Origin of the sequence: Nocardioides sp. CER19 (assembly GCF_029846275.1) — a bacterium.
Taxonomy (GTDB): domain Bacteria; phylum Actinomycetota; class Actinomycetes; order Propionibacteriales; family Nocardioidaceae; genus Nocardioides.
In genome coordinates this window covers 715,423-738,060 of sequence record NZ_JARVWS010000003.1, presented here as the reverse complement: position 1 = coordinate 738,060, position 22,638 = coordinate 715,423, and the positions used below count along the sequence as shown (strand labels likewise).

Annotated in this window: 24 protein-coding genes; 10 read left to right on the top strand and 14 right to left on the bottom strand. The window is 74.4% G+C overall.

Annotation, left to right across the window (positions count from 1 at the left end):
• Positions 1–8 precede the first annotated feature (8 nt).
• Positions 9–668 (top strand): C4-type zinc ribbon domain-containing protein, encoded by a 660-nt coding sequence (locus QDS12_RS19000; RefSeq protein ID WP_279882007.1) that lies wholly within the window; start codon positions 9–11, stop codon positions 666–668.
• Positions 665–1,855 carry a bifunctional RNase H/acid phosphatase gene (locus QDS12_RS18995; RefSeq protein WP_279882004.1) on the top strand — a complete coding sequence of 397 codons (1,191 nt, stop codon included), beginning with the start codon at positions 665–667 and terminating at the stop codon, positions 1,853–1,855. The genes QDS12_RS19000 and QDS12_RS18995 overlap by 4 nt, the downstream gene beginning before the upstream one ends.
• A gap of 6 nt (positions 1,856–1,861) precedes the next feature.
• Here the strand turns inward: QDS12_RS18995 and yaaA are convergent, their stop codons facing one another.
• Positions 1,862–2,641: a peroxide stress protein YaaA gene (yaaA, locus tag QDS12_RS18990; RefSeq protein WP_279882001.1), complete on the bottom strand. Its 780-nt coding sequence runs from the start codon at positions 2,639–2,641 to the stop codon at positions 1,862–1,864.
• Positions 2,642–2,658: 17 nt separating this feature from the next.
• Here yaaA and QDS12_RS18985 point away from each other — a divergent pair, with 17 nt between their 5' ends.
• On the top strand, positions 2,659–4,119 hold the full coding sequence (locus QDS12_RS18985) for an RNB domain-containing ribonuclease (protein ID WP_279881998.1): 1,461 nt from the start codon (positions 2,659–2,661) through the stop codon (positions 4,117–4,119).
• On the opposite strand, the gene QDS12_RS18980 is transcribed toward QDS12_RS18985, so the two are convergent.
• Entirely contained in the window at positions 4,120–4,722 is a 603-nt protein-coding gene (locus QDS12_RS18980) for a hypothetical protein (RefSeq protein ID WP_279881995.1), read from the bottom strand.
• A 48-nt stretch (positions 4,723–4,770) separates the two neighbouring features.
• Here QDS12_RS18980 and QDS12_RS18975 point away from each other — a divergent pair, with 48 nt between their 5' ends.
• Positions 4,771–5,298 (top strand): sigma-70 family RNA polymerase sigma factor, encoded by a 528-nt coding sequence (locus QDS12_RS18975; RefSeq protein ID WP_279881992.1) that lies wholly within the window; start codon positions 4,771–4,773, stop codon positions 5,296–5,298.
• 8 nt (positions 5,299–5,306) lie between these two features.
• On the opposite strand, the gene QDS12_RS18970 is transcribed toward QDS12_RS18975, so the two are convergent.
• Positions 5,307–5,960: a YcnI family protein gene (locus QDS12_RS18970; RefSeq protein WP_279881989.1), complete on the bottom strand. Its 654-nt coding sequence runs from the start codon at positions 5,958–5,960 to the stop codon at positions 5,307–5,309.
• 100 nt (positions 5,961–6,060) lie between these two features.
• Here QDS12_RS18970 and QDS12_RS18965 point away from each other — a divergent pair, with 100 nt between their 5' ends.
• Entirely contained in the window at positions 6,061–8,313 is a 2,253-nt protein-coding gene (locus QDS12_RS18965; RefSeq protein WP_279881987.1) for a copper resistance protein CopC, read from the top strand.
• A gap of 1 nt (position 8,314) precedes the next feature.
• Here QDS12_RS18965 and QDS12_RS18960 read toward each other — a convergent pair whose 3' ends face one another.
• Complete coding sequence (locus QDS12_RS18960; protein WP_279881986.1) at positions 8,315–9,136, bottom strand: sulfurtransferase; 822 nt, start codon at positions 9,134–9,136, stop codon at positions 8,315–8,317.
• 92 nt (positions 9,137–9,228) lie between these two features.
• On the opposite strand from QDS12_RS18960, the gene QDS12_RS18955 reads away from it, so the two are divergent.
• On the top strand, positions 9,229–9,705 hold the full coding sequence (locus QDS12_RS18955) for a flavin reductase family protein (protein ID WP_279881983.1): 477 nt from the start codon (positions 9,229–9,231) through the stop codon (positions 9,703–9,705).
• 83 nt (positions 9,706–9,788) lie between these two features.
• On the opposite strand, the gene QDS12_RS18950 is transcribed toward QDS12_RS18955, so the two are convergent.
• From QDS12_RS18950 to QDS12_RS18925, 6 genes are read right to left on the bottom strand one after another with little or no spacing between them, the layout of a single operon-like run.
• On the bottom strand, positions 9,789–10,682 hold the full coding sequence (locus QDS12_RS18950; RefSeq protein ID WP_279881980.1) for a prenyltransferase: 894 nt from the start codon (positions 10,680–10,682) through the stop codon (positions 9,789–9,791).
• The gene (locus QDS12_RS18945; protein WP_279881977.1) at positions 10,679–10,999 is read right to left on the bottom strand and encodes a lycopene cyclase domain-containing protein; all 321 of its coding nucleotides are present in this window, start codon (positions 10,997–10,999) and stop codon (positions 10,679–10,681) included. Before QDS12_RS18945 ends, QDS12_RS18950 begins: the two co-directional genes overlap by 4 nt.
• Positions 10,996–11,361 (bottom strand): lycopene cyclase domain-containing protein, encoded by a 366-nt coding sequence (locus QDS12_RS18940; protein ID WP_279881975.1) that lies wholly within the window; start codon positions 11,359–11,361, stop codon positions 10,996–10,998. Before QDS12_RS18940 ends, QDS12_RS18945 begins: the two co-directional genes overlap by 4 nt.
• A complete protein-coding gene (gene crtI / locus QDS12_RS18935; protein WP_279881972.1) occupies positions 11,358–12,947 on the bottom strand; it encodes a phytoene desaturase family protein in 1,590 nt (529 codons plus the stop codon). The genes QDS12_RS18940 and crtI overlap by 4 nt, the downstream gene beginning before the upstream one ends.
• Positions 12,944–13,831: a squalene/phytoene synthase family protein gene (locus QDS12_RS18930; protein WP_279881969.1), complete on the bottom strand. Its 888-nt coding sequence runs from the start codon at positions 13,829–13,831 to the stop codon at positions 12,944–12,946. The genes crtI and QDS12_RS18930 overlap by 4 nt, the downstream gene beginning before the upstream one ends.
• Positions 13,828–14,859, bottom strand: a complete 1,032-nt coding sequence (locus QDS12_RS18925; protein ID WP_279881966.1) for a polyprenyl synthetase family protein — start codon at positions 14,857–14,859, stop codon at positions 13,828–13,830. The genes QDS12_RS18930 and QDS12_RS18925 overlap by 4 nt, the downstream gene beginning before the upstream one ends.
• A 62-nt stretch (positions 14,860–14,921) precedes the next feature.
• Between QDS12_RS18925 and QDS12_RS18920 the strand changes: the two genes are divergently transcribed.
• The gene (locus QDS12_RS18920) at positions 14,922–15,464 is read left to right on the top strand and encodes a MarR family transcriptional regulator (protein ID WP_279881963.1); all 543 of its coding nucleotides are present in this window, start codon (positions 14,922–14,924) and stop codon (positions 15,462–15,464) included.
• Here QDS12_RS18920 and QDS12_RS18915 read toward each other — a convergent pair.
• On the bottom strand, positions 15,431–16,186 hold the full coding sequence (locus tag QDS12_RS18915; protein WP_279881961.1) for a DUF5995 family protein: 756 nt from the start codon (positions 16,184–16,186) through the stop codon (positions 15,431–15,433). The genes QDS12_RS18920 and QDS12_RS18915 overlap by 34 nt on opposite strands.
• A 65-nt stretch (positions 16,187–16,251) precedes the next feature.
• Between QDS12_RS18915 and QDS12_RS18910 the strand changes: the two genes are divergently transcribed.
• Positions 16,252–18,462: a glycoside hydrolase family 15 protein gene (locus QDS12_RS18910; protein WP_279881958.1), complete on the top strand. Its 2,211-nt coding sequence runs from the start codon at positions 16,252–16,254 to the stop codon at positions 18,460–18,462.
• 30 nt (positions 18,463–18,492) lie between these two features.
• On the opposite strand, the gene QDS12_RS18905 is transcribed toward QDS12_RS18910, so the two are convergent.
• Positions 18,493–19,038, bottom strand: coding sequence for a hypothetical protein (locus tag QDS12_RS18905; protein ID WP_279881955.1), 546 nt, complete (start codon positions 19,036–19,038; stop codon positions 18,493–18,495).
• 116 nt (positions 19,039–19,154) lie between these two features.
• On the opposite strand from QDS12_RS18905, the gene QDS12_RS18900 reads away from it, so the two are divergent.
• Entirely contained in the window at positions 19,155–19,571 is a 417-nt protein-coding gene (locus QDS12_RS18900; protein ID WP_279881952.1) for a hypothetical protein, read from the top strand.
• Positions 19,572–19,574: 3 nt separating this feature from the next.
• On the opposite strand, the gene QDS12_RS18895 is transcribed toward QDS12_RS18900, so the two are convergent.
• Both QDS12_RS18895 and QDS12_RS18890 read right to left on the bottom strand, forming a co-directional pair.
• Positions 19,575–19,799 (bottom strand): hypothetical protein, encoded by a 225-nt coding sequence (locus tag QDS12_RS18895; protein WP_279881949.1) that lies wholly within the window; start codon positions 19,797–19,799, stop codon positions 19,575–19,577.
• A 31-nt stretch (positions 19,800–19,830) separates the two neighbouring features.
• A complete protein-coding gene (locus QDS12_RS18890) occupies positions 19,831–20,868 on the bottom strand; it encodes a LacI family DNA-binding transcriptional regulator (RefSeq protein ID WP_279881946.1) in 1,038 nt (345 codons plus the stop codon).
• 126 nt (positions 20,869–20,994) lie between these two features.
• Here QDS12_RS18890 and QDS12_RS18885 point away from each other — a divergent pair, with 126 nt between their 5' ends.
• The gene (locus QDS12_RS18885; protein ID WP_279881943.1) at positions 20,995–22,629 is read left to right on the top strand and encodes a glycoside hydrolase family 13 protein; all 1,635 of its coding nucleotides are present in this window, start codon (positions 20,995–20,997) and stop codon (positions 22,627–22,629) included.
• Positions 22,630–22,638 lie beyond the last annotated feature (9 nt).

Below are 22,638 nucleotides of genomic sequence, written 5' to 3'. Positions count from 1 at the left end.
GCCACGCCATGGCGACGCTGCCCGAGACCGCCGAGATCGCCGCCGTGACCGCCGAGCGCCGCGCCGTCGCGGACCAGGCGCGCGACGCGCGGATCACCGTCGATGACCTCACCGCCGCGCAGAAGAAGGCCGACTCCGACGTCGAGGCCGTGCGCACCCGGCGGCGCCGCGACCAGGAGCGGATGGACTCCGGCGCCGTGTCGAACCCCAAGGACCTCGAGCGGATGCAGCACGAGCTGGCGACGCTCGACCGCCGCATCGGCGTCCTCGAGGACGAGGAGCTCGAGCTGATGGAGCAGCTCGAGGAGGCCCAGACGGCCCTGACCGCGCTCGAGGAGCGCGTCGCCGGCTTCGACGAGCGGCTCGCGGAGCTGGCGGCCAGCCGGGACGAGAAGGCGGCCGGGCTCGAAGCCCAGCTGGCCGAGGTGGCCGCCGAGCGTCCGTCCACGGTGGAGGGCATGCCCGCCGACCTGCTGGCGCTCTACGACAAGCTCCGCGAGGCCAAGGGGATCGGCGCCGCCGAGCTGCGCGCGCGCCGCTGCGGCGGCTGCCAGCTGGAGCTCGACGCCGCCGAGCTCGCCCGGATCAAGGGGCTGCCCAGCAACGAGGTCGTCCGCTGCGAGGAGTGCTCGCGGATCCTCGTCAGGACGGCCGAGTCGGGGCTGTGACGCTCGAGGAGCGCGACCGGCCCGCCGCGGTCGTCGTCGAGGCCGACGGCGGCTCGCGGGGCAACCCCGGGCCGGCCGCCTACGGCGCGGTCCTCAAGGACGCGGCGACGGGCGAGGTGATCGCCGAGGACGGCACCACCATCGGGGTCGCGACCAACAACGTGGCCGAGTACTCCGGCCTGATCGCCGGCCTGCGGTTGGCGGCCGAGCTGACGCCGGACGCCGACGTCGAGGTCCGGATGGACTCCAAGCTCGTCGTCGAGCAGATGTCGGGGCGCTGGAGGATCAAGCACCCGGACATGAAGCCGCTGGCGGAGGAGGCTGGCCGGCTCGCGCCGGCCGGGACGACGTACACCTGGGTGCCGCGGGGCGCCAACAAGCACGCGGACCGGCTGGTCAACGAGGCGCTCGACGGCGTGCGCAGCGGTGTCACCGTCGCGGGTGGCGAGGACGCCTCGCTCATCGAGGAGCTCCAGGACCCCGCGCCCCCGCTCGCCCGGGAGGGCGAGGTCGAGCCCGGGGCGCCGACGACGCTCGTGCTGGTCCGGCACGGCGTCACGCCGCACACCACGGGCAAACGCTTCTCGGGCGGCCTGGCGAGCGCGAACCCGGGGCTGTCCGACGACGGCCGGTCGCAGATCCGGATGACGGCCGACTGGCTGGCGCCGCTGGCCGAGCGTGCCGCGGTCGTCGTGGCGTCGCCGGTCCGGCGGACGCTGGAGTCGGCGCAGATCATCGCCGAGACCCTCGGGCTGCCGGTCGAGACCGAGCCAGGGCTGGCCGAGATGGAGTTCGGTCGCTGGGACGGGCTCACCTTCGCCGAGGTCGCCGACCGGTTCCCCGAGGAGATGGAGCGCTGGCGCGGGTCGCTCGACGTCGCGCCCGAGGGCGGCGAGTCGTTCCGGGTCGTCGAGAAGCGGGTGGCCGACGCGGTTGCCCGCCTCCGGGAGCGGTACGCCGGCCGGACGGTCATCGTCGTCAGCCACGTCACGCCCATCAAGACGCTCGTGGCGCACGCGCTCGAGGCCCCGCTGGAGTCGCTGTTCCGGATGGAGCTCTCGCCGGCGTCGGTCAGCGTCGTCTCCTTCTACCCGAGCCCGGGCGAGCCCGACCGGGCCTCGCTGCGGCTCTACAACGCGCTCCCGCCGGGCCGCAGCGGGTTCGACCCGGCCACGACGACCTGGTGAGGCCGGTCAGAGCTCGCTGACGACCACGTCGAGCTGGGTGCCGGCCTTGCCCGGCCGGCCGATCTCGACGGCCCAGCCCAGGTCGCGCAGCGCGTCGGCGAGGGCTGCCGGCGTGCGCGGCGCGGCGCCGTCCTCCAGCAGTGCGCGCGTGATCCGGCCCTTGGTGGCCTTGTTGAAGTGGCTGACGACCTTCCGGGTCCCGTCGATCTCGTGCAGCACCCGCACGGTCGCGACCCGGCCGGCCAGGTCCGGAGCCGGCCGCCAGAAGGCGGCGTACGTCCCGGACCGCAGGTCGACGAGGAGGCCGCCGCCCAGCGCCTCGCGGGCCGCCTCGTCGAGGGAGGCGCGCCAGTGGGCGGCGACGCCCCCGAGGCCGGGAAGCGTCGCGTCACCGGACAGGCGGTAGGCGGGGATCCGGTCGGCGGGGGAGACCAGGCCGAACAGCGAGGACGTGACCAGCACGCGCGAGGACGCTCGCCGCTTGCCGGCCGGCGACAGCGTGGCGAACGAGAGGGCGTCGTAGACGACGCCGGTGTAGATGCGGTCGGCGCGCGCGGTCGGGGCGGTGCGCAGGGCGGCGTTGAGGCCGATGAGCTCCGGCTGGGTCTTCGGGATGCCGAGCGTCCCGGCCGCGACGTCGGGGTCGCCGCTGCAGTGGTCGACCAGGGCGTCGAGCACCGCCTCGCGGGCCTTGGCCAGCGTGGGCAGGGTGAGTGCGTCGAGGTCGAGCGGGGCGCCGCGCGACGGCGTCGACTTGCCCTCGGACGGCGGCAGCAGGATGAGCACGTCGATATCGTGCCGGTATGCCGAGCGGACAGGTCATCCGGGTCAGGACCGACGACGACGGCGTGGCGGCGGCCACGTTGCGCGACGGGATCGCCACCATCCAGCAGGAGCTGGGGGTGAGCGAGGAGTTCCCGCCGGACGTGGAGGCCGCGGCCAGCGCGGCCGCCGCGAACCCACGCCTGCCGGACCTCGACCGCACCGATCTCCCGTTCGTCACCATCGACCCGGCGACCTCGATGGACCTCGACCAGGCGCTCCACCTCGAGCACGCCGATGACGGCTACACCGTGCACTACGCCATCGCGGACGTCGCCGCCTTCGTGACGCCGGGCGACCCGGTCGACGTCGAGGCGCGCAAGCGGGGTGAGTCGCTCTACGGCGCCGACTCCAAGATCCCGCTCCATCCGAAGGTGCTGTCCGAGGACGCCGCGTCCCTCCTGCCCGACCAGGTGCGGCCCGCCCTGCTCTGGACCGTCTCACTCGACGCGACCGGCGAGATCACCGGCGCCCGCGTCGAGCGCGCCCGGGTCCGCTCGGTCGCCAAGCTGTCCTACGAGGGCGTGCAGCACATGTTCGACACCGAGGCCTTCGAGGGCCCGTACGCCGACTCGCTGCCGCTCCTCAAGGAGATCGGTGAGAAGCGGCAGCACCTCGAGGTGGCCCGCGGCGGCGTCAACCTGCCGCTGCCGGACCAGGAGGTCGCGATCGAGGGCGACCGCTGGCGGCTGGAGTACCGCCGCCTGCTGCCGGTCGAGGACTGGAACGCCCAGCTGTCGCTGCTCACCGGCTTCGGCGCCGCCGACCTGATGGTCTACGCGAAGGTCGGGGTGCTGCGCACGCTGCCGCCGCCGGACCCGCGCGACGTGCAGCGACTGCACCGCACCGCCCGCGCGCTCGGTCTCGACTGGCCGGCCGAGCAGCTCTACCCCGACTTCATCCGCACGCTCGACCCCGCCGACCCCCAGCAGGCGGCGATGGTCGTGGCCTGCACACGGCTGCTCCGCGGCAGCGGCTACGCCACCTTCGACGGGGAGCTGCCCGAGCAGACCGAGCACAGCGCGCTGGCCTCCGAGTACGCCCACGTCACGGCGCCGCTGCGCCGCCTCGTCGACAGGTACGCCGGCGAGATCTGCGTCGCGCTGTGCGCCGACCAGCCGGTCCCGGACTGGGTGCACGAGGCGCTGCCGACGCTGCCCGACACGATGCGCGAGTCCGGACACCGGGCCGGGGCCTACGAGGGCGCCATCCTCGACCTGGTCGAGGCCGGCGTGCTGGCACCGCACGTGGGGGAGACGTTCGAGGGGGTCGTCGTCGAGCTCGACGACCGCGACGAGGGGCGCGGCACGGTCACCATCCAGGAGCCCGCGATCGAGGCCCGTGTCACCGGGCCCGCCCCGCTGCCGCTCGGCGCCGACGTGTCCGTCGCGCTCACCCAGGCGGACGTCGCCACCCGGAAGGTGACCTTCGAGCTGGGCTGATCACTCCTGCCGGACGGTCCGCCGTCGACGTACGACGAGGACCTGCACAGCGACCACCACCAGCACGCCGAGGCCGACCGCCGCATAAGGCAGGTAGTCGCCCCAGTGGCTGGACGGCTCGTAGCGGAGCGTGCCCGTGATCTCGCCCTTCGTCGCGCCCACGAGGATCGGGATGTGCCAGGTGTTGATCAGGTGCGGCTCGCCGGGGTCGGCGGTGACGGCCGGCGGCTCCACGGCACCCATCCAGTGGATGCGGTGGTCGTGCCACTGGGCGCGGTGCCCGTCGCTCACCTGCGTCCAGTGCGGTGGCTGGCGGGCGTTGGCGTCGTCCGGGATGCTCCCGATCGTCTGCTCCTTGTTGAGGTAGACGGCAGGGGAGCGGTCGTTCTGCCAGACCCCGGCGCTGGTCACCTTGAGGTAGGGCTCGCCCTGGTAGCCCTCCACGATCACCGGCGCCGCCGAGGTGTTGCTCACGGTGATGGCCTCGCCGTTGGTCGGCGAGGTCGCCGTCACGCCCGCCGTCCCGGGTCGGAGGCCGGTCACGGCCGTGCGGTAGGTCGAGAACGTCCCGGCGTACGCCGGCAGCGCCGTGCCCAGGATCACCGCGGTCAGAAGCCCGACGAGCAGAGCGCGCCTGCTACGGTCCCGGCCGTGGACGACTGGACGCGGCTGGCGGTCGCGGCGCGCGACGGGCGCGACGAGCCGGCCGTGGAGGCCTTCGTCCGGGCCACCCAGGCCGACGTGTGGCGGCTCTGCGCCCACCTCGGCGACCGGGAGCACGCCGACGACCTGGCGCAGGAGGTCTACGCCCGCGTGCTGCGGTCGCTGCGCTCCTTCCGGGGCGAGTCCCCGGTGCGGCCGTGGCTGTTCAGCATCGTGCGCCGGGTCGTCGCCGACGACATCGCCGACCGCCAGCGCCGGCGCAAGGAGCCGCGCCCCGGTGTCCGCGCCATCCCCGACCACCAGGGCGAGGTGGTCCTGACCAGCCTGCTCGCGGGGCTCGACGAGGAGCGCCGACAGGCGTTCGTCCTGACGCAGGTGCTCGGCTACTCCTACGCCGACGCCGCCGAGCTGGTCGGTTGCCCGATCGGCACCATCCGCTCGCGCGTCGCTCGAGCGCGTGAGGACCTCGTCGGGATGGTCGACCCGGCCGCGCTCCGGCGTACCCGCCTGGCCTGAGCGCCCGCTCATGCGCGCCGGCGGACGACGGCGACGCCGGCCCCTGCGACCGCCACCACGAGCGCGACGATCGAGAGGATGAGCGGAGCCTTCGAGGCGCCCGAGTCGCCCGAGTCGCCCGAGGCGCCCGAGGCGCCCGCCGGGACGTCGGTCGACGTCCTCGCTGCGTCGTCGCGCGCGGCGGTGAGGCTGAGCACCGGAGCGGGGTGCTCCGGCTCGGGCTGGCCCGTCTGCGGCACTTCGATCCAGCGGACCACGGACCCGTCGGAGTAGGTCTGCAGCGCCTTGAAGGTGAGGCTGTCGGTCGTGGGCAGCGGACCGACCGAGATGTCGAACTCGTCGAACTCGCCCGGCCTGATCGCTGCGTCCTCGTCGGCCGTCCACGTGATCGCCGTGACCGCGTCGCCGGACCTCGACAGCGCGTAGGTCCAGCCGGCGTGCGGCTTCACCCGGGCCGAGGTCAGCTGCGCCGGCAGCATGACCTGGACCCGCGTCGTGGACGCGGTGTCGGACTCGGTCGGCACGCGGAAGGTCAGCTTCGTGTAGCTGCCCGGCGCGGCCTCGCCCGGGTTGACCGTGACGTGGGCGAACGCCGGACCGGCGAGCAGGACGAGACCGGCCGTGGTGGCGGCTGCTGCGACGGCGCGGACGGGGTTCCTCATGGTGTTCCTCTCCGGGGGTGGACTCGCTGACTGAGTGCCGTCGAGAGGCGCTTTGGTTCCCGCCGGGAACCAAGTGCCGAGCGAGGCCGACTCCTCCACCGTGGAGTGTTCTGAGGTACGGGAGGCGCTGTCGGCGTGGGCCGACGGCGAACGCGGCCCCGACGCCGGGCGCGAGGAGCCGAACGTCGAGGCGGCCGTGCGCGCCCACGTGGCCGGCTGTTCCGGCTGCGCCGAGTTCGAGGAGGCGATGAGGGGGCTGGTGGAGCTCAGCGGCCTGGTCGCTCAGGAGCCGGTCCCAGACCTGGCGGGGTCCGTCCTGGCCCGCCGGCGTCGACGCGGCGAGTCCCGGGTGTTCGTGCTGCGCTGGGGCATCGCGCTCATGGGCGGCGCCGAGCTGGTCAACGCGCTCTACAGCTTCGTCGCGCACGGCGGCCAGGAGGGCCACGCGACGCACGAGTCGCTGTCCTTCACCATCGCCATCTGCCTCGGGCTGCTGCTCGCCGCCTACCGGCCGGCCCTGGCGCGTGGCTACCTGCCGGTCATCGGCACCGCCGTCGGGCTGCTGCTGGTCACGGCCGTCCTCGACGTCTCGGGCGGGCGGACGTCGGCCCTCGACGAGCTGCCGCACGTCGATCTGCTGACCGGCTGCGTCCTCCTCTGGCTGCTGGCGCGGGAGCAGCCCGGTGGCCCCGCGCCCGCATGGCGCGGTCGGGTCCGGCGCCCCCGCCCGCCCACGTACGGCGGCCTGCGGGTCGTCTCGCGCTCGCTGGTCCGTCCCGCCCGGATCGGGCTCGGGACCGCGTTCGCGGCCGGGCTCGTCCTGCTGGCCGGCGGCCCGGCCTCCGCCCACGCCGTGCTCACGGACAGCGACCCGGCCCAGGGCGCGGTGCTGACCTCGGCGCCGACCCGGGTGTCCCTCACGTTCGACGAGAGCGTGACGACGCCGGCGGGAGCGGTGCGGGTCTTCGCGCCCGACGGGCATCGCGTCGACTCAGGCCGCGTCACGGCCGACGGTCCGCGGGTCAGCGTCGGCCTCGAATCCGCAGCGCGAGGCACCTACCTGGTCTCGTGGCGGGTCGTCTCGGACGACTCCCACCCGGTCAGCGGGGCCTTCACGTTCTCCGTCGGCGCGGCGAGCGCGGCCCCGACGGCGCCCACCGTCTCCACCGACGGCGGCGTCCAGACGGCCCTCGGCGTCGCGCGCTGGGTCGGCTACGTCGGCTCGGCACTCCTCGTCGGCGGCCTGCTGTTCCTCTGCGTCTGCTGGCCGGGCGGGTGGAGCACCAGGCGGGCGCCGCGGCTGGTGCTGGCCGGGGCGGTCCTGCTGGTCCTCGGGGCGGTGGCGTCGTTGCTCCTCAAGGGGCCGCTCGACGCGGGGCTCGGCTGGAGCGCCCTCGGCCGCGGAGAGCTGCTCCAGGAGGTGGTCGGGACGACGTACGGGCGGGCCACGCTGACGCGCGGGGTGCTCGGCCTGCTGCTCGGCCTGCTGGTGCTGGGTCGCGGGCGGCTGTCGGCTCGCGAGCTCGGCGTCCTGGGCGGCCTCCTCGGCGCCTGCGAGGCGGTGTCGTTCGCGCTCGCCGGGCACGCGGTCGCGGGCGACGTGAGGCTGCTGGCGATCCTGAGCGAGTCGGTGCACGTGCTGGCGATGAGCGTCTGGCTGGGTGGCCTGGCCGTGCTCGTCGTCGGCAGCGTGTGGCGCGACGACGGTGCGCGCCGCGTCGTCCTGCGCTTCTCCTCGATCGCGCTGGGCAGTGTCGTCGCCCTGCTGGCCACCGGGCTGTTCCAGGCCTGGCGGCAGGTCAGGTCGTTCTCCGCGCTGACGCCGACGACCTACGGCCGCGAGCTGACCATCAAGGTCATGCTCGTGGTGATGGTGCTCGGCGTCGCGGCGACGACGCGCGCCCTGCTGCGTCGACGCGGTGCGCTCTCGACCCTGCGCCGCGCGGTCGCCCTCGAGAGCCTCATCGTGCTGGCGGTGCTCGGCGTGACCTCGGCGCTCGTCGCGACCGAGCCGGCCCGGTCGGCGTACCGACCGACGGTCGCGGCCGACCTCTCGCTGGCCGGTGACGCCGTGCAGGTCTCCGCCGTCCCGGTTGGGGACCGGCAGTCGCAGCTGCACGTCTACGTGTTCGGCGCCGACGGGCAGCTCGCCGACCCTGCGGAGGTCCGGGCGAGCGTCACGCTGCCGGAGAGAGCGGTCGGCCCTTTGCCCGTGGCGCTGGGCACGGCCGGACCGGGCCACCGGCAGGCCCTGCTCAGCGTGCCCATGGTCGGCACGTGGCGGCTCGCGGTCACCGTCCGGACGTCCGAGGTCGACGAGGAGACCGGCTACGTCGAGCTGCCGATCCGATGACCTACTCGCCGGTCGCGACCGGCAGGTCGAGGTTGCTCCACTGCGACCACGAGCCGGGGTAGAGCGGGGCGTCGATCCCGGCGATGGCGAGCGCCGCGACCTCGTGGGCGGCGGTCACGCCGGAGCCGCAGTAGGCGGCGACGTCCCGGTCGCCGCCGACCCCGGCCGCGGCGAACCGCTCGCGCAGCTCCTCGGGCGTCCGGAACCGGCCGTCCGCGGCGAGGTTGTCGCTGGTCGGCGCGCTGACGGCGCCGGGGATGTGGCCGGCCTTCGGGTCCACCGGCTCGGTCTCGCCGCGGAACCGCTCGCCGGCGCGGGCGTCGAGCAGGACGCCGTCGAAGGCGGCAGCCTCCTCGGCGGTGATCGTCGCCAGTGCCCCGGTCGTGAGGGTCACCGTGCCCGGCTCGGGCGCCACGTCGTCGGTCGCGAGCGGCAGGCCGGCGGAGGTCCAGGCGGGCAGCGCACCGTCGAGCAGCCGTACGTCGGCCACGCCGGCCCAGCGCAGCAGCCACCAGGCCCGGGCCGCTGCGAGGTTGCCCTCGCCGTCGTAGACGACCACAGCATCGCCGTCGTCGATGCCCCAGCGGCGCGCGCTGTCCTGGAGGGACTCCCGGGTAGGGAGGGGGTGGCGGCCGTCGGTCGGGTCGCCGTGGGCGGCGAGCTCGGTGTCGAGGTCGACGTAGACGGCGGTGGGGACGTGGCCGCGCAGGTAGTCGCCGTGTCCCGGCGGGCCGCCCAGCCTCCACCGCACGTCGAGCACGACGGGCGGGCGGTCGGAGACGAGCGCGGTGGCGAGGTCGGCGGCCGAGATCAGAACGTCCACGCGACGCAGTGTGTCAGCCCTCACGGCGACGGGACGGGGGCCTGCTGGAATCCTGACCCCCGAGAACTGGTTACAGGACAGGTGTGGAGGCGATGACTGAGGTGCTCGAGGAGCAGTTCCGGGCGGCCATGCGGCATGTGGCGAGCCCGGTCGCGATCGTGACGACGTACGCCGGCGACCAACCGCACGGCAGCACCGTCAGTGCCTTCATGTCGCTGTCGATGCAGCCGCCGATGCTCCTCGTCTCCCTCGACAACCGCTCCGGGCTCCTGTCGCTGTTGTCCGTCGGGTCGCCGCTGGGCGTCAACATCCTCGCCAGCGGCCAGAGCGACATCGCCACGCTGTTCGCGACCCGCGGCGCCGACCGCTTCGGAACCGTCTCGTGGACGCTCCGCGACGGGTCGCCCGCGCTCGACGACACCCACGCGTGGGTCGCCACCCGCGTCGGCTCCCTCGTCGCGGCCGGTGACCACACGCTCGTGCTCTGCGACGTGCTCGGCGCCGCCCACGACACGCGCGCGCCGCTGGTCTACCACCAGCGCGTCTACGGCACGCACCTCCCGCACTGACCCGTCGCCCGGGTCGTGGCCGGGTCCTGGCCGGGTTCTGGCCGGATCGTGGCCGGATCGTGGCCGCTGGACTGGCGTGGCCGCTACCAGCCGATCGCCATCCAGATCAGCAGCTGGGTGACGAGGAAGCCGGTCACGTAGTTGAGCCACAGGAAGCGGCGCCAGCCGGCGTGCGCGCGCTCGCAGTCCTCGTCGCCGAGCCCGACATAGGGAGCGACGCTGGCGACGTAGGGGATCGCGAGCAGGGCCGCGAGTGCTGCGGGCAGCCCCACGGTCAGCAGCAGCAGTCCCGAGACGACGTACGCCGCCAGGGCGAGCCGGACCGTCCAGCGGGCGCCGAGCCAGGTGGCGACCGAGGCGATGCCGGCGGCCCGGTCGGCTCCGATGTCCTGGACCGCGCCGAAGGCGTGCGACGCCGCGCCCCAGACGAAGAACGCTGCGAGGGCGGCGGCGCCGGCCGCGAGGTCGCCGCCGGCCAGCACGACGCCGAAGACGGCGGGGCTGACGAAGTGGGTGCTGGAGGTGAGCGAGTCGAGCAGAGCGCGCTCCTTGAAGCGCAGCACGGGCACCGAGTAGGCGACCACGGCGAAGACGGAGACCGCGAGCACGGCCGTGGACGCGGCGTCGCCGAGCAGCACCAGCGCCCCGACGAACGGGACGTTGGTGAGGACGGCGAGGACGATCGTCAGCCGGTGGACGCGGCGGTCGAGCACGATGCCCTCGACGCCGCCCTTGCGGGGGTTCCTGACGTCGGACTCGTAGTCGAAGACGTCGTTCACGCCGTACATCAGCAGGTTGTAGGGGACGAGGAAGTAGAGCACGCCGAGGACGAACGCGAGGTCGACGCCGCCGCCGACGAGCAGGTAGGCAGCTCCGAACGGGTAGGCGGTGTTGACCCAGCTGAGCGGGCGGGACGTGCCGACGACCTGGGCGAGCGCCCGCGACGCACGCGGCTGCTGGACGGCGGTGGCGGTCATGCGGACCCCTCGTCGTCCGGCGCGCCGGACACGAGCAGGGCCAGCGCCGGCAGTCCGAGCGCTGCGGCCAGGGGCCACGCCAGGTCCTCCAGCGGCGCCCGGCCCAGGCGCACGCCGGTGAGCTGGGCGTCGTCGAAGCGGAACAGGCCGGCCGCGATCATCACGTTGTCGAAGACGATCGTGAGCGCGAGGAGCGCCACCACGGTCACCCCGGTCGCGAGCCACCAGCGGCGGCCCGGCCGGCGACGCACCGCGGCGACCAGGAGGACGAGGGCCGCGGCGCCCACGAACGGCAGGGCAAGGGTCGCGTAGCTCATCGGCGCACCTCCGTTCGCGCCCGGCGCTCAGGGGCCGAGGTGGAGGAGCGCCGGGCCAGCAGGAGCCGCGCCAGGCCGTGGACGACCATCGTGACGTAGCAGAGGAACAGGACGAAGACGATCTCCTCCAGCGGCAGCTCGTGGGCCACCTCGATGCCGGTCATCGCGGTCGAGTCGCCGCGCTCGTACATGCCCTGGCCGATCGCGACCAGGTCCCAGACGAGGAAGAACGCGGCGCCCGTCAGGAGCACCGTCCACGCCGTGCGGGGGCGCCCGGCGAAGAGGAACAGGCGCCAGCGGCGATCGACCAGCCCCATGCAGAAGGCCGGGATGAGCAGGCTGACGAGGTAGAGGAGGCTCATCGCGCCACCGGCTCGGGCAGGGCGCTCGTCGAGCGGTCGCCGCGGGTGCGCTTGAGCACCAGCTCGGCGCTGATCAGGCACATCGGCAAGCCGATCCCGGGGATGGTGCTCGCGCCGGCGTAGAGGAGGCCATCGATCCGCTTCGACGCGTTGCCGGCCCGGAAGAACGCGCTCTGGCGCAGCACGTGGGCCGGTCCGAGCGCACCGCCGGACCAGGAGTGCAGGTCGGTGGCGAAGTCGGCGGGACCCACCGTGCGGCGTACGACGATCCGTTCGGTGAGGTCGGGGACACTCGCCCACTCCGCGACCTGGGCGATCGCGGCGTCGGCGACCTTCTCGACCTCCGGGTCACCTGCACCGTCGCGACCCCCGTGACCGATGCCCGGGTCGGCGGGCACGGGGACCAGCACGAAGACGTTCTCGTGCCCTGCGGGCGCGACGGTCGGGTCGGTGGCCGACGGGCGGCACACGTAGGCCGACGCCGGCTGGGGGACGCGGCCGGGCCGGTCGAAGATGTCGTCGAAGTTCCGGCGCCAGTCCCGGGTGAAGAACAGGGAGTGGTGGGCCAGCTGCGGCAGCGTCCCCCGGACCCCGAGGCAGGCGAGCACGGCGCCGGGGCCGGGGTCGCGCGACCTCCACCAGGCGGCCGGGTAGGTGCGCAGGTCGTCGGGCACGAGCGTCGTCTCGAGGTGGTGCAGGTCGCCGGCACCGACGACGAGGTCAGCGGGAAGCGTGTCGGAGCGGCCGTCCTGCCCCGCGACCGTCACGCCGCTGACCCGGGCACCGGAGGCGCCGCGGTGGACCTCGACGGCGGTGGCCTCGGTGGCGAGGTGGAGCCGGACCCCGGCCCCCACCGCGAGCCGGGTGAGCGCGTCGACCAGGGTCCCGAACCCGCCGCGGGGGTAGTGGACGCCGTCCGCGAGGTCCATGGAGCTCATGAGGGAGTACATGCTGGGCGCGCGGTCGGGGGAGGTGCCGAGGAAGACGGCCGGGTAGCCGAGGACCTGACGGAGCCGGTGGTCGGTGAAGCGCGCGGCGACGTGGGACTCCAGGCTGCGGGTGAGGAGCGCGCCGAGCCGCGGTCCACGGCGCAGCACGTCAGCCGCCAGCAGGCCGGTCTTCGACTCGAACGTGCTGTAGAGGAACCGTCGCACGGCGAGCCGGTAGACCTCCCGCGCGTCGTCGAGGTAGGCGTCCAGCGCGGATCCGGCACCGGGCTCCAGGGCGTCGAACGCCGCCATGCTGGACGCCTGGTCGGAGCGCAGGTCGAGCGGGTCGTCGTACCCCTCGAAGAAGACGCGGTAGGCGGGGTCGAGACGGACCAGGTCGAGCTGCTCGGCCGTGCTGGTGCCGAGCAGGCGGAAGAAGTGCTCGAAGACCTCCGGCATGAGGTACCAGGACGGCCCCGTGTCGAACCTGAAGCCGTCGTGCTCCCACACGCCGGCGCGACCGCCGGGGCGCTCGTGCCGCTCGACCAGGTCGACCGACCAGCCGTCGTGGGCCAGGAGGGCGGCGCTGGCCAGCCCGGCGACGCCGCCGCCGATCACGACGGCGGCACCGGGGTGTCGGGTGGCTCGCCGGCTCATGCGACTCCCCGCACCAGGCAGCGAGCGACGACACGCGCCTTGACCCGCCCGGGTACGCGGACCCGCCGGCTGCGGATCTCCTCGACCGGGGTGGTCCGCAGGCGCCGGGCCAGCTCGGCGAAGAGGGCGTGCGCGGCGGCCACCGCGCGGCGGCTGTCGGCCGGCAGACCGGCGATCGCCGGGGTCGCCGCGAGCAGGTCCGCGTCGATGTCGTCGAGCAGGGCGTCCCGCTGCGCCTCGGTCAGTCGGGTCGGGTCGATGCCCGGGAAGTAGCAGCGGCTGAGGTCGTGGTGGTCGGCGGCGAGGTCGCGCAGGAAGTTGACCTTCTGGAAGCCGGCGCCCAGGCGGCGCGCGCCGGAGGCGAGCCGCTGGTAGTCGGCGGCGGGGGCGGGCCGGTGGTGGACGAAGGCGCGCAGGCACATCAGGCCGACGACTTCCGCCGATCCGTAGATGTAGTCGGCGAAGCTCTCGGCGTCGTGCTCCGTGCGGTCGAGGTCGACGCGCATGGACCCGAAGAACGGCACGACCAGGTCCGGCTCGATGCCGCAGGTGGCGGCGGTGCGGGCGAAGGCGTGCACGACGAGGTTCGCGCTGTGCCCGCGCTCCATGGCGGCGAGCGTCTCCTCCTCGAGGGCGCCGAGCAGTCGGCGGCGGTCGGCGGCGACTGCGCCGGGCCGGGGCGCGTCGACGATCTCGTCGGCCACGCGCACGAGGGCGTAGACGTTGCGCACGTGCGGGCGCACCGTCGGGCCGAGCAACCGGCTGGCGGTCCCGAACGAGGACGAGTACCGCCGGATCACGAGCGCGGCACTCTCGTCGGCGACCGCGTCGTAGCGGTCGGCGGCGGTGGTCGTCGTCGGCGTGCGGAGGTAGAGGAGGCTCATCCGGCCGCCGCCTCGGTCGGGACGGCGCACCGGTCCTGCAGCCCGGCCATCCACGCGAACATCTCCGGCCGGAGGCCGGCCGCGACGACCCGGTCGAGACCGGCGGCGAGGTGCTCGGCGGCCACCTGCTCGACGTACGCGCGCGACCCGCACCGCTGGAGCACCTCGCGCGCCGCGGCCGCGCGGGAGTCGGTGAGGTGCTCGTCGCCCCAGACGGGGGCGACCAGCGGCCAGGACGCCGTCGTGCGGGCGTGGGCGATGAGGAGCGTCGCCTTGCCCTCGCGCAGGTCGGCGAGGCTGCTCTTGCCCGTGGCCTCGGCCCGGCCGAACGTCCCGGCGAGGTCGTCGTAGAGCTGGAACGCAATGCCCAGCAGGAGCCCGCCCTCGCCGAGCTCGGCGACCGTCGCCTCGTCGGCTCCGGCCAGCAGGGCGCCGAGCTGCATCGGCAGCGCGAAGGAGTACCACGCCGTCTTGCGCTCGGCGACCGAGAGGACGTCGTCCGTGGACGGCCGTGCCAGCCTCGCCGCGAGCCGTACGTCGGCCAGCTCGCCGGCCGCCGACACCGCGATGGCCTCCGTCGCGAGGTCGAGGAGGCGGGCCCGCACATCGGGGCCCACCGGCGCCGTGGCGAACGCCCGCATGGCCAGGACCAGGGCGAGGTCGCCGGTCAGGACAGCGCCGGCGACGGCACGGGTCGCCGCCGAGCGGGGGTCGGCGTCCTCGGCCAGCGCGGCACGGCGGAACCGGCCGGGCACGCTGGGGGCGCCGCGGCGGACGTCGTCGCCGTCGATGACGTCGTCGTGGACGACGAACGCCGTGTGCAGCAGCTCGACGCCGGCACCGACCGCCGCGACGGCCGCTCGATCATCCCCACCCAGCGCGCGGTGCACGTCGGCCACCAGCCCGGGTCGGAACCGCTTGCCGCCCTGGCTCGCGGCGGCGAGGGCCGTCCGGAGGTCCTCACCGCTGGGCCCAGGGGGCAGGAGAGCCGCGAGCTCGTCGAGGTCGCGGGCCAGCCAGTCGTCCATCTCGCTCCGCCGAAGTAGAGTTCGCTAGAAAATCTAGCAATCGTTGATGGGACAGTACCCCCATGGACCAACCGGCATCCACCCCCGAGATGACTGCCTACGGGCCGGCCGAGCGCGAGCTCCTGCGCGCGCTGCGCGACTTCGTCGCTTCCGACGAGGCGGCGCGCCGGGCGACGGGACGGCGCATGGACCTGGGCGTGAGCGACCTGCGCGCGACCCGGTTCGTGATGACGGCCTGCAGCCGGGGCGAGCCGGTGACGCCCCGCGACGTGGCGCGCCACCTCGGTCTGACGACGGCGGCGACCACGACGGTCCTCGACCGGCTGGTCGAGGCGGGCCACGTCGAGCGACGCCCGCACCCGACCGACGGGCGCTCGAAGGTCCTCGTCGTGACCGACCACGCCAGGAACGAGGCGCACGACCTCCTCGCCGACATGCACGAGGAGATGCGCGCGGTCGCGGCCGCCGTGCCGGCCGACGCCCGGCCCGCACTGCTGACGTTCTTCGCGGACCTCACCGACGTGATGCGCCGGCACGCGTCCGGGCAGCAGGCCCGGGCGGTGCCCGAGGCTCACGCCCCCGGCAGCAGTACGCCGAACCCGTGACGTGCCAGCCGCAGCAGGACGAACCCGCCGCGGCTCAGGTCGCGCACCCGCTCGGCGCAGAGCGTCTCCAGCGCGGCGGTGCCGGCCGCCAGCGCGTCGTCGCCGCGCCGGCGGTCCCGGTCGAGCACCGCCGCGTTGCGCCAGACCTTCTCCCTGGCCTCGGTGAGGAAGCGCCGGCTGGCGGCCCGGTTCGCAGGCTGCAGGAGCCGGTCGAGCAGCGTCACCCGGGAGATCGCGTCGAGCTCGGTGCTCTCGGCGCCGACCCGTCCTTGCAGGACGGTGTCGATGTGACGGTGGTCGGCCTGCCGTGACATGAGAGTGCGCCGGTCGTCGAAGTCCTCCGGGCTGATCACCGCGAGGAGGGCCTGCGGGAGGTCGTAGTTGATGTGGGCGTTCAACCCCAGCAGGACGTGGTGCAGCGGAGCCGCGTCCGGCCGCCGGTCGGCCGTGCCGAAGGCGACCTGCCACGGTCCGGCCACGGGTCGCCCGTCCCGCTCGGCGTCCAGGGCGTCGAGGTAGAGCTCGGCGAACGCGACGTCCCAGCGGGCCACCCAGTCGGCGTCCGCGAACCCGCCGTGCTCGATCTCCGCACCGACCGCCTCGGTGGTGCGCAGGTAGGTCGCGTGGAAGAACCGGCGGGCGTCGCCGCGCGCGGTCAGATCCTCGAGGTCGGCGTACATCCGGGTGAGCAGGCCTGCCAGCGGGCCGGTGCGATCGGCCATGGCGTCATTGAAGCGGAGTTTGTGACCTGCGTCACCGGGCCACCGGAGAAGGCGGGAGGCGCACGATGACCACACGAGCACCGCAGAAGACCCGGTACGCGATCCGCACCGCCTTGGCCGCCGTACTCGGCTCGGCCCTGGCCATGACGGCGACGGGAGCGCCCGCCCAGGCGGTGGCGCTCGGCCAGCGCGCCGCACCAGGCGCCCCCGGCGCGAAGAGCACGTGGACCGAGGCCGACAAGGGCGGCTTCGGCACGTCCCGGACGCGAGGGAGCAACGTGTGGTTCACGCTCCAGCGAGGACGGGTGAGCGAGGTGTTCTACCCCGACCTCTCGACGCCCAGCGTGCGCAGTCTCGAGCTGGTCGTCACCGACGGGTCCACGTTCACCGACCGCCAGTCGCGGAGGACGGCGACCGTGACCCGCCCGGACCCGCGCAGCCTGCGCTACGTCCAGGTCAGCGGCCGTGCGGGCCGCTACCGGCTCACCGAGGAGGTCGTCACCGACCCCCGGCGCGCCACCGTCGTCCTTCGCATCCGGCTGCGGTCGCTCGACGGCGGACGGTACCGCGCCTACGTGCTCTACGACCCGGCGCTGGCCAACAACGGCATGGACGACACCGCCCGCAGTGCCGGCCGCACCCTGGTCGCCTCGGACGCGTCGGTCGCGAGCGCCCTGCGGTCGCGACCGGCGCTCGCCTCGCTCACCAACGGGTACGCCGGTCGCACCAGCGATCCGTGGCGCGACCTGAGCCGGCGCCACGGCCTGACCCGGCACTACCGCTCGGCGGGACCGGGCAACGTGGTGCAGGCGGCGCGGATCGGTCGGCTCGACGGCCGCCGCCGTCAGGCCGCGACCCTCGCTCTCGGGTTCGGCCGCACGGGCGCGGTCGCGCAGCGGGCGGCGCGTGGGACGTTGCGCTCGGGCTGGGGTCGGGCCTCCTCGGGCTACGACGCCGGCTGGCACGGCTACCTGCGGACGCTGCGGGTGCCGGCCAGTGCTGCGGCCGTCTCGCGGCAGTACCTCGCCTCCGCCCTCGTCCTCGCGGCCGCGGAGGACAAGCACCACCGCGGCGCGATCGTGGCCTCACCGACGGCGCCGTGGGTGTGGGGCGACGAGGTGCCCGACCTGTCGTCGCCCTCAGGCGCCTACCACCTGGTGTGGGCGCGCGACTCCTACGAGTTCGGCACCGCGCTGTGGGCGATGGGGGACCGGGCCGCCGCCCGGCGCGTCGTCGACTGGCTGTTCGGCGTGCAGCAGAAGCCGGACGGCTCCTTCCCGCAGAACTCCGACGTGAGCGGGACGCCGGTCTGGGGCTCGCTCCAGCTCGACGAGGTGGCGCTGCCGATCGTGCTGGCGCACCTGGTCGGCCGGACCGGCGCGCGCACCTGGCCCGGAGTCCGGAAGGCCGCCGAGTTCCTCGTCTCCTACCGCGACCCGGACACGGGCCGGGCGGCCCCGTTCACACCCCAGGAGCGGTGGGAGAACCAGTCCGGCTACTCGCCGAACTCCATCGCGGCCGAGGTCGCGGGCCTCGTGACCGCCGCCGACATCGCTCGGCGCAACGGGCACCCGGAGCTGGCGGACCAGTGGCTGCAGACCGCCGACCGGTGGGCGGCGAACGTGAAGGCGTGGACCGTCACCACCAACGGGCCGCTCTCGGCGTCGCCGTACTTCCTGCGGCTGACCAAGAACGGCGAGCCCGACACGGCGTCGCCCTACCAGATGGGGGACGGCGGCCCGACCTCGATCGACCAGCGTCGGGTCGTCGACCCGAGCTTCCTCGCGCTGCCGCTGATGGGCGTCCTCCCGGCCGACGACCCGGTCCTCGCATCGTCCCTGGCGGTGGTGGACCGGCAGCTCAAGGTCGTGACGCCCAACGGGCCGTTCTGGCACCGGTTCAGCTTCGACGGCTACGGCGAGACCCGGACCGGCGGCGAGTGGACGATCACCGACTCCGGGACCTTCACGACGCTGGGTCGCGGCTGGCCGATCCTGACGGCCGAGCGCGGGGAGTACGAGGTCGCGGCCGGCCGATCGGGTGCGGCCTACCTGGCCACGGTCGCCGCGGCGGCCAACGCGGGCGACATGATCTCCGAGCAGGTGTGGGACGGTCGGCCGCCGACCGGACGCCCCTGCTGCCGCGCGGGCGAGGGGACGAGGGCCGCCACCCCGCTGGTGTGGTCGCACGCCGCGCTGATCCGGCTGGCGTGGACGATCCAGACCGGTCGGCCGGTGGACGAGCAGGCGGTGGTCGCTGGGCGGTACGCCGGATGACGCTCGACGTGCCCGGCCGCGGCGCCCTGGCTAGGCCGACACCGGCGGGTCGGCAGCGTCCAGCGGCCGGCCACGCCGCCACGCCTGGTGGCGCAGGGCGTGGAGGATCCGGGACCCGTCGCTGCTGGCGGCGATCGGGAGCAGGTTGGCCAGCCCGTCGAAGAGCGCGAGCAGGCCGGCCCAGGCGAACGGCGAGGCCGAGCTGGTGCTGACCCCGAGGTAGGCCAGTCCGATCAGCCCGCTCGCGAGCGGTCCGCTCAGGGCCACCAGGCTCTCGGCCGGAGCGGTGGCGGCCCGGGAGCCGGGCGGCGCCTCCTCGATCCGGACCGCCGCACCCGCCTTCAGGACGAGCCCGACGGGCCGGCGGCCGAACGCCACGCCGACGAGGGCGTGCCCGAGCTCGTGGAACAACGCCGCGGTCACCGCCAGCACGGTGAAGGCGGCCGCGGTGGCGATGATCCCGTCGCGACCGGCGACGACGACGTGACCGCCCGCCGTCGCGGTGAGGATGCCTGCGACGGCGTACGCCGCCATGAGGCCCAGCCACGACCGCCTGACCTCGACCCGAAACCGCATGACGTCCACCGTGGCCGCCTCCCGAGCCGGCCCATGATCCATGTCTGGGAAGTTCCCCGAAAACGGGGTCGCGAAGCGCGCTTGTCCCGGGTCTGCGTCAGGTCTACCGTCCAAGGATGGGGTTCGGGCTCCCCGACGGCCCGATGCGCGGGCTGCTCGTGGTTGCGCTGATCACGCTCGTCGTGAGCGCGGTCCTCGGTGGCGTGCTCCACCTGGTCGAGGTCGGTCGCGGCCTGGCCCGCCTCGGGCGTCGCCTCGTCCCGCGCCCCGAGTCGCCGCAGGGCCTGCCGATCGAGCGGATCGCCCGCAACGCACGGCGGGTCCGTGCCGAGCTGGCGAGCGTCTCCTCGGGCACGCCCATGGCGCGGCGAGTCGCGCTCACCGGCGCGTACGACGACCTGCTGATCGACGCGTGCCGGGCGCTCGGTGTCCCCGACACCCTGAGCGGTGCGCCCGGCGGGCTGGAGCGGGACAGCGAGCGGCTGCACGTGGAGCAGGAGCTCGAGGCGGCCGGCCTGCGCCTGAGCGTCTGACCCTCAGCCGACGGTCCGGTGGGCGGTCTCGTGGCCTCGGGGGCGGATGCCGTTGGCGTCCTCGTAGTCCCACAGCGCCCACTCGAAGCCCGCGACGTAGGCGTCGTCCGCGCGCGGGTGGTCGAGGAGCCAGCCGTGCCCGGCGTCCGACGACCCGGTGCGGAGGCACAGCGCACGACCGGCCTCGTAGCCGGACAGGTAGCGCGCCTCGCCAGGTGTCGTCGTCACACCCCAAGTCGAACACGTGTTCGATCTCGGGTCAAGACGGGTCGGCCTCCGGAGCGCTCGGCGGACCGGTCGTCCCGCGCACGCGGAGCCGCGTCGGCAGGCGGAGCTCCTGTGTCGGCGGGTCCCCGTCGGACAAGAGCCGGAGCGCCAGCCGTCCCGCGAGCCGGCCCTGCTGCTCGACGGGCTGCTCGACGGTCGTCATGTCGAGGAGCTCGGCCAGCGGGTGGCCGTCGACCCCGACCACCGACACGTCCTCCGGGACGCGCAGGTGGGCGCGGCGCAGCGTCTGCACGATGGCCAGGGCCAGCTCGTCGGAGTAGGCGAACACCGCGGTCGGCGGCTCGTGCAGACTGAGCAGCCGCTCCGCCGCCTCCACGCCGCCGGCCAGCGTGTGGGGAACGGTGAGCAGGTAGTCGGGCCGTGGCTCCAGGCCGGCCTCGGCGAGGGCACGGTGGTAGCCGGTCGTCCGGTCGGCGTCGGCGAAGGACGTCTCGGTGGCGGGGTCGGTGCTGCGCACCATCGCGATCCGGCTGTGGCCGAGGGCGACCAGGTGCCGGACCGCCTGCAGCGCGACCTCGACGTCATCGATGAGCACGCGCGGGTAGTCGTGAATGCGCGCGCCGGTGAGGACGACACCCATGCCGAGGTCGGCGAGCCGCGCGGACTGGGCCTCGGTGAGGGGGAGCGTCATCGCGATCATCGCGTCGGCCTTGCGGCGTGCGGGGAGGTGGTCGAAGAAGGTGTCGCGGGCGGCGGCGCCGTCGACCTGGTAGACGAGCACGTCCGCACCGGCCTCCTGCAGCTCCGCCTGGGCGCCGGCGAGCATCGTGGCGAAGAACCAGCTGTCGAGCGTCGGCACGACGATCGCGACCCGTCCGGTCGACCCGCGGGACAGGTGCGAGGCCTCGGGGGAGACGACGTAGGACATCGACCGGGCCAGGGCCTGGATCCGCTCGCGGGTGGGCTCCGAGACGCCGGGCAGCCCGCGCAGGGCGCGGGAGACCGTGGCGACCGAGACGCCGGCCTCGCGGGCGACGTCGGCCATGTTGAGGTGCGCGGAGCCGGACACGGCGGCATCGTACTCAGGCCTGGCGGCGCAAACGGTTGAGGACGGCCGGATCGGGGCGCCCCGGCGTGGCCCGAGCCGAGCCTGGCTACAATCGCAGCGCAAACGTTTGCGTTGATGGAGGAGAGCATGCAGCACGAGACAGCCACCGCCGAGTGGTGGCGGACCGCGGTCGTCTACCAGGTCTACATCCGTTCGTTCGCGGACGGGAACGGCGACGGCCTCGGCGACATCGCCGGGCTGCGCGCCCGCCTGCCCTACCTGCACCAGCTGGGGATCGACGCGATCTGGATCAACCCGTGGTACCCGTCGCCGCAGATCGACGCGGGCTACGACGTCTCGGACTACCGCGCCATCGAGCCGGCGTACGGCACCACCGACGAGGCCGAGCTGCTCATCGCCGAGGCGCACGACCTCGGCATCAAGGTCGTCCTCGACATCGTCCCGAACCACACGTCGTGGGAGCACCCGTGGTTCGAGGCCGCGCTCGCCGGCGACGCGCAGGCGCGGGCGCGCTACCTCTTCCGCCCCGGCAAGGGCGTCGACGGCGAGCTGCCGCCCAACGACTGGGAGAGCATCTTCGGCGGACCCGCCTGGACCCGCTCGACGGCGCCGGACGGCACGCCGGGGGACTGGTACCTGCACCTGTTCGCCCCCGCGCAGCCCGACCTCGACTGGTCCAACCCGGAGGTCGTCGCCGAGTTCGAGGACGTGCTGCGCTTCTGGTTCGACAAGGGCGTCGACGGCTTCCGGATCGACGTCGCGCACGGGCTCGCCAAGCACCCCGAGCTCCCGGACGCTGGTCCGCGCACCGGGCGCAAGGACCGCAACGACCACCCCGGCTGGGACCAGGACGGCGTCCACGAGATCTATCGCGGCTGGCGTCGCGTCGCCGACGAGTACGCCGACCGGGTGTTCGTCGCCGAGGCATGGGTCGAGAGCAACGAGCGGCTGGCCCGCTACCTGCGTCCCGACGAGCTGCACACCGCGTTCCAGTTCGACTTCCTGCAGGCGCCGTTCGTCGCGTCGGTGATGAAGCAGACGATCGACGACGCCCGTGCCGCGGCCGACGCCGTGGGCGCGCCCGCGACCTGGGTGCTGTCCAACCACGACGTCGTCCGGCACGCGACCCGCTACGCGCGGTCGCAGCCGGAGCACGCCGTCTCCTCCATCTGGGAGCAGAGCCGCTGGCACGAGGGCGCCCCCGACCTGGCGCTCGGCCTGCGGCGTGCCCGGGCGGCGGCGCTGCTGACGCTGGGCCTGCCCGGGACGGCGTACGTCTACCAGGGCGAGGAGCTCGGCCTGCCCGAGGTCGAGGACCTGCCCGCCGAGGTGCGCCAGGACCCCGCCATCGCGCAGAGCGGCGGCGCGCAGATCGGCCGCGACGGCTGCCGGGTGCCGCTCCCGTGGTCGGGCGAGACGGCCCCCTTCGGCTTCAGCCCGGAGGGCGCGCCGGAGCCCTGGCTCCCGCTGCCGGACTCGTGGGCGCCCTACACGGCCGAGGCGCAGGAGGCCGACCCCGACTCGACGCTGTCGCTCTACCGCCGCGCGCTCGAGCTGCGGTCGAAGTGGCTGGTCGGCGAGGGCTTCGAGTGGGTCCCGTCGCCCGAGGGCACGCTCGCGTTCGCCCGCGGCGACGTCCAGGTCTGGCTCAACACCTCCGGCGCCCCCGTCGCCGTGCCCGGCGAGCTGCTGCTGGGCTCCGACCCGGCCGCGGAGGCCGGCACGCTGCCGAGCGACGCCGCCGCCTGGGTGCGCGTCTGACCGCTTCCG

What these genes read in the sequence shown, in the direction of transcription:
- QDS12_RS18940 (WP_279881975.1), bottom strand. Translation starts at nt 11,361, where the DNA reads ATGAGCCTCCTCTACCTCGTCAGCCTGCTCATCCCGGCCTTCTGCATG.
- QDS12_RS18950 (WP_279881980.1), bottom strand. Translation starts at nt 10,682, where the DNA reads ATGACCGCCACCGCCGTCCAGCAGCCGCGTGCGTCGCGGGCGCTCGCC.
- QDS12_RS18900 (WP_279881952.1), top strand. Translation starts at nt 19,155, where the DNA reads ATGGGGTTCGGGCTCCCCGACGGCCCGATGCGCGGGCTGCTCGTGGTT.
- QDS12_RS18920 (WP_279881963.1), top strand. Translation starts at nt 14,922, where the DNA reads ATGGACCAACCGGCATCCACCCCCGAGATGACTGCCTACGGGCCGGCC.
- QDS12_RS18910 (WP_279881958.1), top strand. Translation starts at nt 16,252, where the DNA reads ATGACCACACGAGCACCGCAGAAGACCCGGTACGCGATCCGCACCGCC.
- QDS12_RS18985 (WP_279881998.1), top strand. Translation starts at nt 2,659, where the DNA reads ATGCCGAGCGGACAGGTCATCCGGGTCAGGACCGACGACGACGGCGTG.
- QDS12_RS19000 (WP_279882007.1), top strand. Translation starts at nt 9, where the DNA reads ATGGCGACGCTGCCCGAGACCGCCGAGATCGCCGCCGTGACCGCCGAG.
- QDS12_RS18885 (WP_279881943.1), top strand. Translation starts at nt 20,995, where the DNA reads ATGCAGCACGAGACAGCCACCGCCGAGTGGTGGCGGACCGCGGTCGTC.
- QDS12_RS18925 (WP_279881966.1), bottom strand. Translation starts at nt 14,859, where the DNA reads ATGGACGACTGGCTGGCCCGCGACCTCGACGAGCTCGCGGCTCTCCTG.
- QDS12_RS18915 (WP_279881961.1), bottom strand. Translation starts at nt 16,186, where the DNA reads ATGGCCGATCGCACCGGCCCGCTGGCAGGCCTGCTCACCCGGATGTAC.
- QDS12_RS18970 (WP_279881989.1), bottom strand. Translation starts at nt 5,960, where the DNA reads ATGAGGAACCCCGTCCGCGCCGTCGCAGCAGCCGCCACCACGGCCGGT.
- QDS12_RS18905 (WP_279881955.1), bottom strand. Translation starts at nt 19,038, where the DNA reads ATGCGGTTTCGGGTCGAGGTCAGGCGGTCGTGGCTGGGCCTCATGGCG.
- QDS12_RS18945 (WP_279881977.1), bottom strand. Translation starts at nt 10,999, where the DNA reads ATGAGCTACGCGACCCTTGCCCTGCCGTTCGTGGGCGCCGCGGCCCTC.
- QDS12_RS18955 (WP_279881983.1), top strand. Translation starts at nt 9,229, where the DNA reads ATGACTGAGGTGCTCGAGGAGCAGTTCCGGGCGGCCATGCGGCATGTG.
- QDS12_RS18930 (WP_279881969.1), bottom strand. Translation starts at nt 13,831, where the DNA reads ATGAGCCTCCTCTACCTCCGCACGCCGACGACGACCACCGCCGCCGAC.
- crtI (WP_279881972.1), bottom strand. Translation starts at nt 12,947, where the DNA reads ATGAGCCGGCGAGCCACCCGACACCCCGGTGCCGCCGTCGTGATCGGC.